Source organism: Pseudomonas sp. ATCC 43928 (genome assembly GCF_005938665.2).
Lineage (GTDB): Bacteria > Pseudomonadota > Gammaproteobacteria > Pseudomonadales > Pseudomonadaceae > Aquipseudomonas.
The window spans coordinates 5667504-5682500 of record NZ_CP041753.1; the positions used below are offsets into that span (position 1 = coordinate 5667504).

Sequence of the window (14997 nt, forward strand, 5' to 3'; positions counted from 1 at the left end):
CTCCCAGGCAAATGTTCTCTTTATTCATACGGCATCAAACCGGCCTGGATGCAGACTGACAGAAGATAAACGCCAACAGGCAGCACTGCAAAGTGCTGCCTGCGGGCTCACCAGCATAGATGCATCGGGCGAGATCACTCGCTCGACAGCAGGTCCATGGTGTGTTTATCCATCATTTCCAATGCACGGCCACCGCCGCGAGCAACGCAGGTCAGCGGGTCTTCGGCGACGATCACCGGCAGACCGGTTTCCTGGGCCAGCAACTTGTCGAGGTCGCGCAGCAAAGCGCCACCACCGGTCAGTACCAGACCACGCTCGGCGATATCGGAAGCCAGTTCCGGAGGCGATTGCTCCAGCGCACTTTTCACTGCCTGAACGATAGTGGCCAGCGACTCTTGCAGAGCTTCCAGCACTTCGTTGGAGTTCAGGGTGAATGCGCGTGGAACGCCTTCGGCCAGGTTACGGCCACGAACGTCGACTTCACGAACTTCGCCGCCCGGGTAGGCCGTACCGATTTCCTGTTTGATGCGCTCGGCGGTGGATTCGCCGATCAGGCTGCCGTAGTTGCGACGCACGTAGGTGATGATCGCTTCGTCGAAGCGGTCGCCGCCAACCCGTACGGATTCGGCATAGACCACACCGTTGAGGGAGATCAGCGCGATTTCAGTGGTACCGCCACCGATATCGACAACCATCGAACCGCGAGCTTCTTCAACCGGCAGGCCGGCACCGATCGCAGCAGCCATTGGCTCTTCAATCAGGAACACTTCACGGGCGCCGGCACCGAGGGCCGACTCACGGATGGCACGACGCTCAACCTGGGTGGATTTGCATGGAACGCAGATCAGCACACGAGGGCTAGGCTGCAAAAAGCTGTTTTCGTGAACCTTGTTGATAAAGTACTGCAGCATTTTTTCGCAAACGCTGAAGTCGGCGATCACGCCGTCCTTCATCGGACGAATGGCTGCAATATTGCCCGGCGTACGACCGAGCATGCGCTTGGCCTCGGTGCCGACAGCAACGACACTTTTCTGGTTACCGTGTGTCCGAATAGCCACAACCGATGGCTCATTCAGGACGATACCGCGCTCGCGCACGTAAATAAGGGTGTTGGCAGTGCCCAGGTCAATGGAAAGATCGCTGGAAAACATGCCACGCAGTTTCTTGAACATGGGAAAGGGACCCTAGGCAACGCGTGGGTAAAAAAGTGCGGCAAACTCTAACAACGACAGGGATTTTGGGCAAGGCGCCAATATGTTAAATTGGCTGCTTTTCTGTGCACCAAGCACCACAATCGCGGCCTTGAGACCGTAGATATGCGGTAGTGTTCCGACAATCTAACACACGGACGCGGTCCGTTTTGTTTTCCACTGGAGATTCCCATGGCGCTTGAACGCTCCGACGTGGAAAAAATCGCTCATCTGGCCTGCCTTGGCCTCAATGATGCCGATCTTCCACACATCACTTCGGCCCTGAACAGCATTCTCGGGCTGGTCGACGAAATGCAAGCGGTCAATACCGACGGTATCGAGCCGCTGGCCCACCCACTGGAAGCCAGCCAGCGCCTGCGTGCAGACGTCGTGACCGAGACCAATCATCGCGAGGCCTATCAGTCCATCGCACCAGCGGTCGAAAACGGCCTGTACCTGGTTCCGAAAGTCATCGACTAAAGGGAAAGAGCCTGCAATGCATCAATTGACTCTGGCCGAGATCGCCCGCGGACTCGCCGATAAAAAGTTTTCCTCCGAAGAGCTGACCAAAGTCCTGCTGGCGCGCATCGCCCAGCTCGACCCGCAGCTCAACAGTTTCATCAGCCTCACCGAAGACCTGGCACTGCAGCAGGCGAAAGCCGCTGACGCACGTCGGGCCAACGGTGAGAGCGGCGCCCTGCTCGGTGCGCCGATCGCCCACAAAGATCTGTTCTGCACCCAGGGCATCCGCACCAGCTGCGGCTCGAAGATGCTCGACAACTTCAAGGCGCCGTACGACGCCACCGTGGTCGCCAAACTGGCCGCTGCCGGGGCCGTGACTCTGGGCAAGACCAACATGGACGAATTCGCCATGGGGTCGGCCAACGAGTCGAGCTACTACGGCGCGGTGAAAAACCCGTGGAACCTGGAATATGTTCCGGGCGGTTCGTCCGGCGGTTCCGCGGCGGCGGTGGCCGCTCGTCTGTTGCCGGCGGCAACGGGCACCGACACCGGCGGCTCCATTCGTCAGCCCGCTGCGCTGACCAACCTAACCGGCCTGAAACCGACGTACGGTCGTGTTTCGCGCTGGGGCATGATCGCCTACGCATCCAGCCTCGATCAGGGCGGCCCGCTGGCCCGTACCGCCGAAGACTGCGCGATCCTGCTGCAAGGCATGGCCGGCTTCGACCCGCAGGACTCCACCAGCATCGACGAGCCCGTGCCTGATTACAGCGCCGGCCTCAACGGTTCGCTGCAAGGCCTGCGCATCGGCGTGCCGAAGGAATACTTCAGCGCAGGCCTGGACCCGCGCATCGCCGACCTGATCATGGCCAGCGTTGAAGAGCTGAAAAAGCTCGGCGCCGTGATCAAGGAAATCAGCCTGCCGAACATGCAGCACGCGATTCCTGCGTACTACGTGATCGCCCCGGCGGAAGCGTCCTCCAACCTGTCGCGCTTCGATGGCGTACGTTTCGGCTATCGCTGCGAAGACCCGAAAAACCTGGAAGACCTGTACAAGCGCTCCCGTGGCGAAGGTTTCGGCCCGGAAGTGCAGCGCCGGATCATGGTCGGTGCCTATGCACTGTCGGCCGGTTACTACGACGCCTACTACCTCAAGGCGCAGAAGATCCGTCGCTTGATCAAGAACGACTTCATGGCCGCCTTCAATGAGGTCGACATCATCCTCGGCCCAACCACGCCGAACCCGGCCTGGAAGCTCGGCGCCAAGAACAACGACCCGGTCGCCGCGTATCTGGAAGACGTCTACACCATCACCGCCAACCTCGCCGGTCTGCCGGGCTTGTCCATGCCTGCAGGTTTTGTCGATGGCCTGCCGGTCGGCGTGCAACTGCTCGCCCCGTATTTCCAGGAAGGTCGCCTGTTGAACGTTGCCCATCAGTATCAGCAAAACACTGACTGGCACACCCGCACCCCAACCGGCTTCTGAGGAGAAACACATGCAATGGGAAGTCGTGATCGGGCTGGAGATTCATACCCAGCTCACCACCCGGTCGAAAATCTTTTCCGGTAGTTCCACCACCTTCGGTTCCGAGCCGAACACCCAGGCCAGCCTGGTTGACCTCGGCATGCCCGGCGTATTGCCGGTGCTGAACCAGGAAGCAGTGCGCATGGCGGTGATGTTCGGCCTGGCCATCGATGCCGAGATCGGTCAGCACAACGTGTTCGCCCGCAAAAACTACTTCTACCCGGACCTGCCCAAGGGCTACCAGATCAGCCAGATGGAATTGCCGATCGTCGGCAAGGGCCACCTGGACATCGCCCTCGAAGACGGCACGGTCAAACGCGTCGGCATCACTCGCGCGCACCTGGAAGAAGACGCCGGTAAAAGCCTGCACGAAGAATTCAGCGGCGCCACTGGCATCGACCTGAACCGTGCTGGCACGCCGCTGCTGGAAATCGTTTCCGAACCAGACATGCGCAGCGCCAAGGAAGCCGTAGCTTACGTCAAGGCGATCCACGCGCTGGTACGCTACCTGGGCATCTGCGACGGCAACATGGCCGAAGGCTCGCTGCGTTGCGACTGCAACGTGTCGATCCGTCCGAAAGGCCAGGCCGAGTTCGGTACTCGCTGCGAGATCAAGAACGTTAACTCGTTCCGTTTCATCGAGAAGGCAATCAACAGCGAAGTACAGCGCCAGATCGAGCTGATCGAAGACGGCGGCAAGGTGATCCAGCAGACTCGCCTGTACGATCCGAACAAGGACGAAACCCGTCCAATGCGCAGCAAAGAGGAAGCCAACGACTACCGTTACTTCCCCGACCCTGACCTGCTGCCGGTAGTCATCGAGGACTCGTTCCTCAACGAGGTGCGCGCCACCCTGCCGGAACTGCCGCCGCAGAAACGCGAGCGTTTCCAGCAGCAGTTCGGTTTGTCGGTGTATGACGCCAGCGTCCTGGCTACCAGCCGTGAACAAGCCGATTACTTCGAGAAAGTCGTGAGCATCAGTGGCGACGCCAAACTGGCGGCCAACTGGGTCATGGTTGAACTGGGCAGCCTGCTGAACAAGCAAGGCCTGGACATCGACCAGTCGCCGGTTTCGGCCGAGCAACTGGGCGGCATGCTGTTGCGCATCAAGGACAACACTATCTCCGGCAAGATCGCCAAAGTGGTGTTTGAAGCCATGGCCAACGGCGAAGGCAGCGCGGACGAAATCATCGACAAACGCGGCCTCAAGCAAGTGACCGACACCGGCGCGATCTCGGCGGTACTGGACGAAATGCTCGCGGCCAACGCTGAACAGGTCGAACAATACCGCGCGGCAGACGAAGCCAAACGCGGCAAGATGTTCGGCTTCTTCGTCGGCCAGGCCATGAAAGCCTCCAAAGGCAAGGCCAACCCGCAACAGGTCAACGAACTGCTTAAAAGCAAGCTCGAAGGCTGATGAGAATGGAGCCAACTTTCAATATTGGCTCCATTCCTTGTGGCGAGGGAGCTTGCCCCCGCTGGTCTGCGAAGCAGGCCCAAATCGGCAACCGCACTCTTTCAGCGAGAATGCATCAGCCGATTTTGCGACCGTTTCTTGGTCGAGCGGGAGCAAGCGCCCTCGCCACATTTATTTTGGGAGCCGTCCAAATGAAACGTCTGCTCAGCGCGTGCGCCTTACTCTCTCTGCTGGCCGGTTGTGCCAGTACCGACACCATCGATCCACACGGCTACGACAAGACCGGCACGGCTTCGTATTACGGTGCCAAGCACCATGGCAAAAACACCGCCAGCGGTGAGCGTTTCAACCAGCATGGCCTGACCGCTGCCCATCGCCAGTTGCCATTCGGCACCCGGGTGAAGATTACCAACCTGAATAACGACAGATCCTGCGTGGTACGCATCAACGACCGTGGACCGTATTCTCGCGGGCGCCTGATCGACGTGTCCCGTGAAGCGGCCGAACAGTTGGGCATGCTGCGCAGTGGCACCGCGAAGGTTCGGGTGCAAGCCCTCGACGACTGATAGATGGAGCGCTGACTATTTTCGGACTGGCCGATTTACCCCTGATCAGCGTGATTGAATTGCTCTGCGGTCTGTTTTTATTGATCGCCGGCGCCGAACTGATGGTGCGCGCCGCGGTACGCCTGGCCGCGCGCCTGCATGTGCGGCCGCTGATCATCGGCCTGACCATCGTGGCCCTCGGCAGCAGCGCACCGCAGATGGCAGTCAGCTTGCAAGCCACCCTGGCGCAAAACGCCGACATCGCCGTCGGTAGCGTGATCGGCAGCAGCATCTTCAACATCCTCGTCACCCTCGGGCTCTCGGCGCTGATTACTCCATTGCGGGTTTCGCGACAATTGGTGCGTCTGGATATTCCACTGATGATCGGCGCCAGCCTGCTGGTGTTCGTACTGGCGTGGAACAAAGAACTGAATCGGGTCGACGGCATGATGCTGCTGGCCGCGCTGGCGCTGTACCTGGGCTTGCTGCTGCGCCAGTCGCGGCACTCGACCCGTCCGCCATCAGGGGCTCATGAAGCGTCGCAGGCACCGTGGTTCAGCAGCCTGCTGATGATTGTCGCCGGGCTGGCGATGCTGGTGTTCGCCGGGCACTTGTTGCTCGGCGCCGCGGTGGCGGTCGCGACCGACCTGGGGTTGTCGGAGCGGATCATCGGCCTGACCATCGTCGCCGTCAGCACCTCCCTGCCGGAACTGGCCACTTCGTTGATCGCCGCGCTGCGCGGTCAGCGGGACATCGCGGTGGGCAACGTGATCGGCAGCAACCTGTTCAACCTCTTGGGCGTGCTCGGGCTAACCGCATTGATCGCGCCATCACCACTGTCGGTCTCGCCCAACGCGCTGGATTTCGATTTGCCGGTGATGCTTGGAGTCGCGGTGCTGTGCCTGCCGGTGTTCTATTCCGGCTACCGGGTGACCCGCGCCGAAGGCCTGCTGTTTTTGGGCTTGTACCTCGCCTATGGGCTGCACGTGGTGTCGTTCACCACGGGCATGCCACTGGCCGGCAAGCTTGAACACCTGATGCTGTTTTTCGTCCTGCCAGTGCTGGTGGCGTTTTTGCTGTTCACCTCGCTTCGCGCCTGGCGTCGCCAACACCACAAGAGGGAAATGCCATGAGCACTGATAAGAAGCCTGGGGTTGAAATCCGCCGCCAAGTGATGGGCGACGCGTTCGTCGACCGCGCCCTGGGCAACGCCACCGAATTCACCCAGCCGCTGCAGGACTTCGTCAATGAGCACGCCTGGGGCGGCGTGTGGAACCGTGAAGGTTTGCCGCTGAAAACCCGCAGCCTGATCACTCTCGCTGCGCTGACCGCGTTGAAGTGCCCGCAAGAACTGAAAGGCCATGTGCGCGGTGCGTTGAACAACGGTTGCACGGTGGAAGAGATTCGCGAAGCGCTGCTGCATTGCGCGGTGTATGCCGGTGTGCCGGCGGCGATCGATGCATTTCGGGCGGCGCAGGAAGTGATCGACACCTATCAGAAGCCGGAGTAGGCGACCTGAAGAACACCGCAAATCCCGAGGTTAGATCCACCCACCCCACTGCAACAGAAAGATCCCGATGTTGGTGGTGACCGCCGCCATCAGTGTAGTAATCACGATGATCGCCGCCGCCAGTTCATGATTGCCATTGGCCTGCCGGGCCATGACGAAACTGGCCGCGGCGGTCGGGCTGCCGAAGTACAGAAACAGAATCCCCAACTCCGCCCCACGAAAGCCCCAGAGCCAGGCGCCGAGTGTCGCCAGCACCGGCAGGCCGATCATCTTCACCAGACTTGAACTCAGCGCCATCGTGCCGCTTTTACGCATTGCCGCCAGCGACAACGTGCCACCGATGCAGATCAATGCCAATGGCAAGGTGGTTTGCGCCAAATATTGACCGGACCTCTCCAGCCATCCCGGCAAGCCGATCTGGAACCAGGCAAATGGTGCGGCCGCAATCACACTGATGACCAGCGGATTGGCCATCACACTTTTGCAGATACTCCACGGATCAGACTTGATCACCGGGCTATAGACCGCCAGCACAATGGTTGAGAGCGTGTTGTAAAACAGGATCACCAGCGCCGCGAGAATCGCCCCAAGGGAAATGCCATAGTCGCCGTACATGCTCGCCGCCAGGGCCAGGCCGATTACCCCGTTATTGCCGCGAAACGCGCCTTGGGTGTAAATGCCCCGATCTTCCCGCGGGCATTTCCAGATCGCCCAACCCCAGGCAATTGCAAAGCACATCAGGGTCGCGACCGAGAAGTAGATCAGCAGCGCCGGTTGCAACGCAGCGTGCAGGTCGGCATGCAAGATGCCCAGAAACAGCAACGCCGGCATGGTGACATTGAACACCAGGGCCGACGCAGTATGGATGAAGTTGTCGTTGATCCAGTCGATGCGCTTGAGCAGCACACCCAGAAACAGCATGGCAAACACCGGCGCAGTGATGTTCAGGGTTTCGAGGAAAATAGCCAGCATGCCGGGGGAACCTTGGGTGGGCGTCGTTAGGGGGCTAATGATAAGCCACCGGAGACGTCGGCGTCTGGTAGACCGTCTTCGCAGGCTTGCCCGCGAAGACGTCCTGATAAACGCCAAATTAACCTCAGGTTACTTACCGATAGAAATCTTCGGCGCCCAAGTCAGCCATTCATCTTCAAACTTGTCGAACAGCGGAAACGTTTGCTCGGGCCGCGCCGGGACACCCATGCGGTCGCCATCCGGTGTGGCAAAGGCGATACCGCCCTGGATCAGCGTCTCCAGCGATTCGGTGCGTATGGTTGCGCCTTTGAACAAGCCGTAGTCAAAACCAAAACCACTGGTGTTCCAGAACCGCGTGCCACTGCGCACCAATGGCGCGTACTTCGGCTCGATCAGGATGTGTACCAATACTCGATCCGCCGTCTGGCCCAGCTCATAGCCAGTCACCTTGCCCACCGTGATTTCGCGATAGGTGACGGGCACACCGGTCTTCAGCGAGCCTCGACGAGCAGCACTCAATACCAGGCTCAAACCGGCCTCTTCCTTGGCGGTTTCCGGAGGATTGGTCAGCGCTACGAAGTCCTTTTGCGGACCGAGATTCTTCGGCGCCGGTTGCACTTCGATGTACTGCCCGGTCACCAGAGTCTCAAGGTTGGACGTCTTGATCAGACCTAATTCAGGTTTGACCACCCAGAACTGACTGCCCACTCGAGCGATACGCTCCGGCACTTCCGTGATTCGCGCAGTCAGCAGCACCGATTGCAGGTCGTCGCTGAGGTCGACGTCTTCGACCTTGCCGACGTCGAGGCCTTTGAACCGGATCGGCGTGCCCGTGCGCAGACCATCGGCGCGATCGACCTTGATGGTCACCACGGCGCCTTTCTGGTTTGCCTCTTCATGACTGGCGAACAGACGGAAACGTGGAATGCGCTTCTGCAACGGCGCTTTGGCTTCCGGGGTTTCGAAAGCAATGCCGCCGGCCATCAGGCTTTGCAAAGACTCACTTTTGACCTGGATGCCGCCGGTCAGTCCACCCGTCAGCGTAATACCGCTGGCATTCCAGAAGCGCGTCGAGGCGTTGACCAGCCCCTCGTATTCCTTCTCGATGTGCACACCGATCATCAGCTGTTTTTTAGTGCGAGAGAACTGGTAGCTCTGCACCGAACCCACCTTGACCTGCTTGTAGAGAATCGGACTGCCGACTTCCAGTGAGCCGAGGTTTTCGGTGAACAGCACCAGATGCAGGCCCGGCGAACGCAGATCCAGCGGCGGAGCCTTGGCCCGTGCTTCGAACTCGCGCTGCGGTGCGCCACCCTTGTCGCCAGGGCGCACGGCGATGTAGTTACCTTTGACCAATGCTTCCAGACCGGTGATACCGGCAAGCGAAATTGATGGTTTGACCACCCAGAACTGTGTGCCGGTGACCAGGTAATCCTCAGCCAATGGGTCGAGCGTCAGCTCGGCGGTTGCGCTGGAGAGGTCCGGGTCAATCTTGAGCGCTTTCAGATTGCCGACCTGAATGCCTTTGTACATCACCGGTGTACGACCGGCCTGCAGGCCTTCGAAATCGCTGAGTTTGACCTTGACCCGAATACCGGCGGCGGCTGCATCGAAGTCTTCGTAGAGACGGAACGGCAGGCTTGGATCGGTGGGCGGGCTGTCCTTGCGGTTTTCCGGTGTAGCAAACGCAATACCACCAGCGACGATGCTGGCGAGGGACTCGCTACGCACTTTCACACCGGACAGGTTGGCATCGATGCTGATACCGCTGGCATTCCAGAAACGCGTGTGTTTGCGTACCAGGCTGGCGTAGGTCGGTTCGATGAAGACTTTGAGTTCAACGGTGTTCTGGTCCGCGGACAGCAAATAGCTTTTGATCTGACCGACCTGGATCTGCTTGTAGAACACCGGGCTGCCGCGATTCAGCGAACCGAGACGATCAGCCTTGATGGTCAGGTGCAGACCAGGCTTGGCGTCCGACAGCGGCGGCTCTTCGGCCAGGGCCTTGAACTTGCGGGTCGGTTCGCCCTCTCCCGGACTGACAGCCACATAGTTACCCGAGACCAGCGTCTCCAGGCCCGTGATACCGGCCAGGGTTACGCTCGGCTTGACCAGCCAGAAACGCGTGCTGGTTCTGAGGTATTGCTCCACGTCCTTATTCATCTCGATGGTGGCGATCACGCCTTTGGAGCTGCCTTCGTCATCGAGTGTGAGGGCTTTCACCTTACCGACCGACATACCTTTGTAAACGACTTCGGTCTTGTTGGCCTGAATACCTTCGCCGCTTTCGAAGCGCACATGGATCTCAATGCCTGTCTCGCTATAGGCACGCCAGGCGAGCCAACCGCCAATGAGCAAGGCGATCAGGGGCAATACCCAAATGGCAGACCAGTTAGAGGCCGGTCGGGTTTTCGCTGTAGGCAAATCAGTCATGGTCGTCGTCCGACTCCGTGTTATCCCAAATCAGTCGGGGATCGAAAGTTACCGCGGCAAGCATCGTCAGAATCACCACACTGGCGAAGGCGATGGCGCCAAGGTTGGCTTCGACGCTGGCTAGCCGTCCGAAATTCACAACCGCCACTAGGATAGCGATCACAAAAATATCGAGCATCGACCAGCGGCCGATGAACTCGATAAAGCGGTACATCCATATACGTTGGCGTGCGGAGAGTGGCTGGCGGCGCTGCACCGAAAACAGCAGCAACCCGATGCCCACCAGTTTGAACGTAGGAACCAGAATACTGGCGATAAAAACCACAGCAGCGATTGGAATCATGCCGTGCTGAACCAGCTGGATCACGCCGGACATGATGGTGCTCGGATCACCCTGCCCCAGGGAACTGACGGTCATGATCGGCAGCACATTGGCCGGGATGTAAATAATCGCAGCGGTGACCAGCAGCGCCCAGGTACGCATCAGGCTGTTCGGTCGGCGCGCATGAACCAACGCACCACAGCGGGTGCAGACCTGCTCGTCGGTGCCAGCTTCCTGCTTGTTCAACTCGTGGCATTCGGCACAAATCAGAATGCCCGCATCAATCGCCCGCATGGGCATCTTCTCCTGATAATGCCTGCCAGATCTGGTGCGGCGACATCACCACTTCCAGCCAGACCTGGACCAACAACAAACTGATGAAGCACGCCAAACCAAGACCTACGGTAATCGCCGCCATATCGGCCAATTTGACGATCGCGACCAGCACGCCCATGAGGTAAACCTCAAGCATCCCCCAATCCCGAAGATGGTGATAAATGCGGTAGAGCAGCAAACCGTAGCTGCGTCCGATATTGAATCGGATACTCAGCAGCACCACCAATTGGCAGAGCAGCTTGAGCAGCGGAATCCCCATGCTGCAGAGAAATACGACTGCTGCTACGCCCTGCATACCGGTATCGAACAAACCGAGAACACCGCTCCAGACAGTGTCATTCGATGACTGCCCGAGTAGATGGAGCTGCATGATGGGTAAAAAGTTCGCGGGGATATACAACAACAGTGCGGCAATGACCAAGGCGAGACTGCGCTGCACGACATTGTGCCGATGGGCATACAGCTCATAACCGCAGCGTGGACAAATGGCCTTCTCACCATGGGCGAGTTCAGGCTTGCGCATCAGCAAGTCGCACTCATGACACGCCACCAAACCGTCCAGTGGTAAATCTGACAGCCCAGGGGCGTCAACCGGATCTGGCATAAAGGCTCTGGCTCCAAAAATGTTGGACCTATTCTAGTGTCCTGACTCGAAAATAACTGTGCATTTTTGTGTTGCCAGAGAAGTAGACTTTTTCTGCGGGCAAAACAAAACCCCTACCTGCATACGCAGATAGGGGTTTCGGAATTTAATCTTGACGATGACCTACTCTCACATGGGGAAACCCCACACTACCATCGGCGATGCATCGTTTCACTTCTGAGTTCGGGATGGGATCAGGTGGTTCCAATGCTCTATGGTCGTCAAGAAATTCGGGTACCGAACCGTCTTTCGACGCTTCAGCAAATTGGGTATGCGATAGTTTGTACGGTTTTTGTGAATGCTTGCGAACTTTCGGTTCATTGCGTCTTCACACACCGCAATCTGGTGTCCTTTCGGATCAGCAAATTGCTTGGGTGTTATATGGTCAAGCCTCACGGGCAATTAGTATTGGTTAGCTCAACGCCTCACAGCGCTTACACACCCAACCTATCAACGTCGTAGTCTTCGACGGCCCTTCAGGGGACTCAAGGTCCCAGTGAGATCTCATCTTGAGGCTAGTTTCCCGCTTAGATGCTTTCAGCGGTTATCTATTCCGAACATAGCTACCCGGCAATGCCACTGGCGTGACAACCGGAACACCAGAGGTTCGTCCACTCCGGTCCTCTCGTACTAGGAGCAGCCCCTCTCAAATCTCAAACGTCCACGGCAGATAGGGACCGAACTGTCTCACGACGTTCTAAACCCAGCTCGCGTACCACTTTAAATGGCGAACAGCCATACCCTTGGGACCGGCTTCAGCCCCAGGATGTGATGAGCCGACATCGAGGTGCCAAACACCGCCGTCGATATGAACTCTTGGGCGGTATCAGCCTGTTATCCCCGGAGTACCTTTTATCCGTTGAGCGATGGCCCTTCCATACAGAACCACCGGATCACTAAGACCTACTTTCGTACCTGCTCGACGTGTCTGTCTCGCAGTCAAGCGCGCTTTTGCCTTTATACTCTACGACCGATTTCCGACCGGTCTGAGCGCACCTTCGTACTCCTCCGTTACTCTTTAGGAGGAGACCGCCCCAGTCAAACTACCCACCATACACTGTCCTCGATCCGGATAACGGACCTGAGTTAGAACCTCAAAGTTGCCAGGGTGGTATTTCAAGGATGGCTCCACGCGAACTGGCGTCCACGCTTCAAAGCCTCCCACCTATCCTACACAAGCAAATTCAAAGTCCAGTGCAAAGCTATAGTAAAGGTTCACGGGGTCTTTCCGTCTAGCCGCGGATACACTGCATCTTCACAGCGATTTCAATTTCACTGAGTCTCGGGTGGAGACAGCGCCGCCATCGTTACGCCATTCGTGCAGGTCGGAACTTACCCGACAAGGAATTTCGCTACCTTAGGACCGTTATAGTTACGGCCGCCGTTTACCGGGGCTTCGATCAAGAGCTTCGCGTTAGCTAACCCCATCAATTAACCTTCCGGCACCGGGCAGGCGTCACACCCTATACGTCCACTTTCGTGTTTGCAGAGTGCTGTGTTTTTAATAAACAGTCGCAGCGGCCTGGTATCTTCGACCGGCGTGGGCTTACGCAGCAAGTGCTTCACCCTCACCGGCGCACCTTCTCCCGAAGTTACGGTGCCATTTTGCCTAGTTCCTTCACCCGAGTTCTCTCAAGCGCCTTGGTATTCTCTACCCAACCACCTGTGTCGGTTTGGGGTACGGTTCCTGGTTACCTGAAGCTTAGAAGCTTTTCTTGGAAGCATGGCATCAACCACTTCGTGTTCTAAAAGAACACTCGTCATCAGCTCTCGGCCTTAGAATCCCGGATTTACCTAAGATTCCAGCCTACCACCTTAAACTTGGACAACCAACGCCAAGCTGGCCTAGCCTTCTCCGTCCCTCCATCGCAATAACCAGAAGTACAGGAATATTAACCTGTTTTCCATCGACTACGCTTTTCAGCCTCGCCTTAGGGACCGACTAACCCTGCGTCGATTAACGTTGCGCAGGAAACCTTGGTCTTTCGGCGTGGGTGTTTTTCACACCCATTGTCGTTACTCATGTCAGCATTCGCACTTCTGATACCTCCAGCAAGCTTCTCAACTCACCTTCACAGGCTTACAGAACGCTCCTCTACCGCATCACCTAAGTGATACCCGTAGCTTCGGTGTATGGTTTGAGCCCCGTTACATCTTCCGCGCAGGCCGACTCGACTAGTGAGCTATTACGCTTTCTTTAAAGGGTGGCTGCTTCTAAGCCAACCTCCTAGCTGTCTAAGCCTTCCCACATCGTTTCCCACTTAACCATAACTTTGGGACCTTAGCTGACGGTCTGGGTTGTTTCCCTTTTCACGACGGACGTTAGCACCCGCCGTGTGTCTCCCATGCTCGGCACTTGTAGGTATTCGGAGTTTGCATCGGTTTGGTAAGTCGGGATGACCCCCTAGCCGAAACAGTGCTCTACCCCCTACAGTGATACATGAGGCGCTACCTAAATAGCTTTCGAGGAGAACCAGCTATCTCCGAGCTTGATTAGCCTTTCACTCCGATCCACAGGTCATCCGCTAACTTTTCAACGGTAGTCGGTTCGGTCCTCCAGTCAGTGTTACCTAACCTTCAACCTGCCCATGGATAGATCGCCCGGTTTCGGGTCTATTCCCAGCGACTAGACGCCCTATTAAGACTCGCTTTCGCTACGCCTCCCCTATTCGGTTAAGCTCGCCACTGAAAATAAGTCGCTGACCCATTATACAAAAGGTACGCAGTCACCCAACAAAGTGGGCTCCCACTGCTTGTACGCATACGGTTTCAGGATCTATTTCACTCCCCTCTCCGGGGTTCTTTTCGCCTTTCCCTCACGGTACTAGTTCACTATCGGTCAGTCAGTAGTATTTAGCCTTGGAGGATGGTCCCCCCATATTCAGACAAAGTTTCTCGTGCTCCGTCCTACTCGATTTCATTGACAAGAGATTTTCGCGTACAGGGCTATCACCCACTATGGCCGCACTTTCCAGAGCGTTCCGCTAATCTCAAATCAACTTAAGGGCTAGTCCCCGTTCGCTCGCCACTACTAAGGGAATCTCGGTTGATTTCTTTTCCTCAGGGTACTTAGATGTTTCAGTTCCCCTGGTTCGCCTCTTGCACCTATGTATTCAGTACAAGATAACCATCTTATGATGGCTGGGTTCCCCCATTCAGACATCTCCGGATCAAAGTCTGTTTGCCGACTCCCCGAAGCTTTTCGCAGGCTACCACGTCTTTCATCGCCTCTGACTGCCAAGGCATCCACCGTATGCGCTTCTTCACTTGACCATATAACCCCAAGCAATCTGGTTATACTGTGAAGACGACATTCGCCGAAAATTCGCATGCTCAATTAAGAGCAACTCACAAATTTTACCTTAGCCTGATCCGTTACCAGTGAAAGTAACGTTCAGTCTATCTTTCTATCACATACCCAAATTTTTAAAGAACGATCTAGCCAAAGACTAGAAATCAACATTCACCATCATCACGATGGAATGCTCATTTCTAAGCTTTCAACAACAGAAGCAGTAGTGGTGGAGCCAAACGGGATCGAACCGTTGACCTCCTGCGTGCAAGGCAGGCGCTCTCCCAGCTGAGCTATGGCCCCGTATTTCTACAGGTATTCCCACACAAAATTGGTGGGTCTGGGCAGAT

At 57.2% G+C, this 14997-nt stretch carries 11 protein-coding genes, 2 tRNA genes and 2 rRNA genes (1 of these 15 cut by a window edge); 6 read left to right on the top strand and 9 right to left on the bottom strand.

Translation table 11 applies throughout. The features are described 5' to 3' along the window. Nucleotides 1–134 precede the first annotated feature (134 nt). Entirely contained in the window at nucleotides 135–1172 is a 1038-nt protein-coding gene (mreB, locus tag FFH90_RS26055; protein ID WP_002555108.1) for a rod shape-determining protein MreB, read from the bottom strand. Between the two features lie 210 nt (nucleotides 1173–1382). Here mreB and gatC point away from each other — a divergent pair, with 210 nt between their 5' ends. From gatC to FFH90_RS26085, 6 genes are all read left to right on the top strand, one after another. Further along, nucleotides 1383–1670 (top strand): Asp-tRNA(Asn)/Glu-tRNA(Gln) amidotransferase subunit GatC, encoded by a 288-nt coding sequence (gatC, locus tag FFH90_RS26060; protein WP_007901429.1) that lies wholly within the window; start codon nucleotides 1383–1385, stop codon nucleotides 1668–1670. Between the two features lie 16 nt (nucleotides 1671–1686). Next, on the top strand, nucleotides 1687–3138 hold the full coding sequence (gatA, locus tag FFH90_RS26065) for an Asp-tRNA(Asn)/Glu-tRNA(Gln) amidotransferase subunit GatA (RefSeq protein WP_018927218.1): 1452 nt from the start codon (nucleotides 1687–1689) through the stop codon (nucleotides 3136–3138). A gap of 10 nt (nucleotides 3139–3148) precedes the next feature. Beyond that, nucleotides 3149–4594: an Asp-tRNA(Asn)/Glu-tRNA(Gln) amidotransferase subunit GatB gene (gene gatB / locus FFH90_RS26070; RefSeq protein ID WP_018927219.1), complete on the top strand. Its 1446-nt coding sequence runs from the start codon at nucleotides 3149–3151 to the stop codon at nucleotides 4592–4594. A 191-nt stretch (nucleotides 4595–4785) separates the two neighbouring features. Then, nucleotides 4786–5160 (top strand): septal ring lytic transglycosylase RlpA family protein, encoded by a 375-nt coding sequence (locus FFH90_RS26075; RefSeq protein ID WP_064620325.1) that lies wholly within the window; start codon nucleotides 4786–4788, stop codon nucleotides 5158–5160. A 50-nt stretch (nucleotides 5161–5210) separates the two neighbouring features. Next, nucleotides 5211–6272 carry a calcium/sodium antiporter gene (locus tag FFH90_RS26080; RefSeq protein WP_138866310.1) on the top strand — a complete coding sequence of 354 codons (1062 nt, stop codon included), beginning with the start codon at nucleotides 5211–5213 and terminating at the stop codon, nucleotides 6270–6272. After that, nucleotides 6269–6649, top strand: coding sequence for a carboxymuconolactone decarboxylase family protein (locus FFH90_RS26085; RefSeq protein WP_007941215.1), 381 nt, complete (start codon nucleotides 6269–6271; stop codon nucleotides 6647–6649). The genes FFH90_RS26080 and FFH90_RS26085 overlap by 4 nt, the downstream gene beginning before the upstream one ends. Nucleotides 6650–6679: 30 nt before the next feature. On the opposite strand, the gene FFH90_RS26090 is transcribed toward FFH90_RS26085, so the two are convergent. From FFH90_RS26090 to FFH90_RS26125, 8 genes are all read right to left on the bottom strand, one after another. Continuing rightward, nucleotides 6680–7621, bottom strand: a complete 942-nt coding sequence (locus FFH90_RS26090; protein WP_018927222.1) for an AEC family transporter — start codon at nucleotides 7619–7621, stop codon at nucleotides 6680–6682. 129 nt (nucleotides 7622–7750) lie between these two features. Beyond that, on the bottom strand, nucleotides 7751–10054 hold the full coding sequence (locus tag FFH90_RS26095) for an intermembrane transport protein PqiB (RefSeq protein WP_064620337.1): 2304 nt from the start codon (nucleotides 10052–10054) through the stop codon (nucleotides 7751–7753). Then, on the bottom strand, nucleotides 10047–10670 hold the full coding sequence (locus FFH90_RS26100) for a paraquat-inducible protein A (RefSeq protein ID WP_007941211.1): 624 nt from the start codon (nucleotides 10668–10670) through the stop codon (nucleotides 10047–10049). The genes FFH90_RS26095 and FFH90_RS26100 overlap by 8 nt, the downstream gene beginning before the upstream one ends. Further along, nucleotides 10657–11316 carry a paraquat-inducible protein A gene (locus FFH90_RS26105; RefSeq protein WP_019581179.1) on the bottom strand — a complete coding sequence of 220 codons (660 nt, stop codon included), beginning with the start codon at nucleotides 11314–11316 and terminating at the stop codon, nucleotides 10657–10659. Before FFH90_RS26105 ends, FFH90_RS26100 begins: the two co-directional genes overlap by 14 nt. Nucleotides 11317–11465: 149 nt before the next feature. After that, nucleotides 11466–11581 (bottom strand): 5S ribosomal RNA (gene rrf / locus FFH90_RS26110). A 155-nt stretch (nucleotides 11582–11736) separates the two neighbouring features. Then, nucleotides 11737–14628, bottom strand: a 23S ribosomal RNA gene (locus FFH90_RS26115). Between the two features lie 246 nt (nucleotides 14629–14874). Next, nucleotides 14875–14950: transfer RNA gene (locus FFH90_RS26120), tRNA-Ala, on the bottom strand. Nucleotides 14951–14979: 29 nt separating this feature from the next. Further along, nucleotides 14980–14997: transfer RNA gene (locus tag FFH90_RS26125), tRNA-Ile, on the bottom strand; it runs 59 nt beyond the window's last position.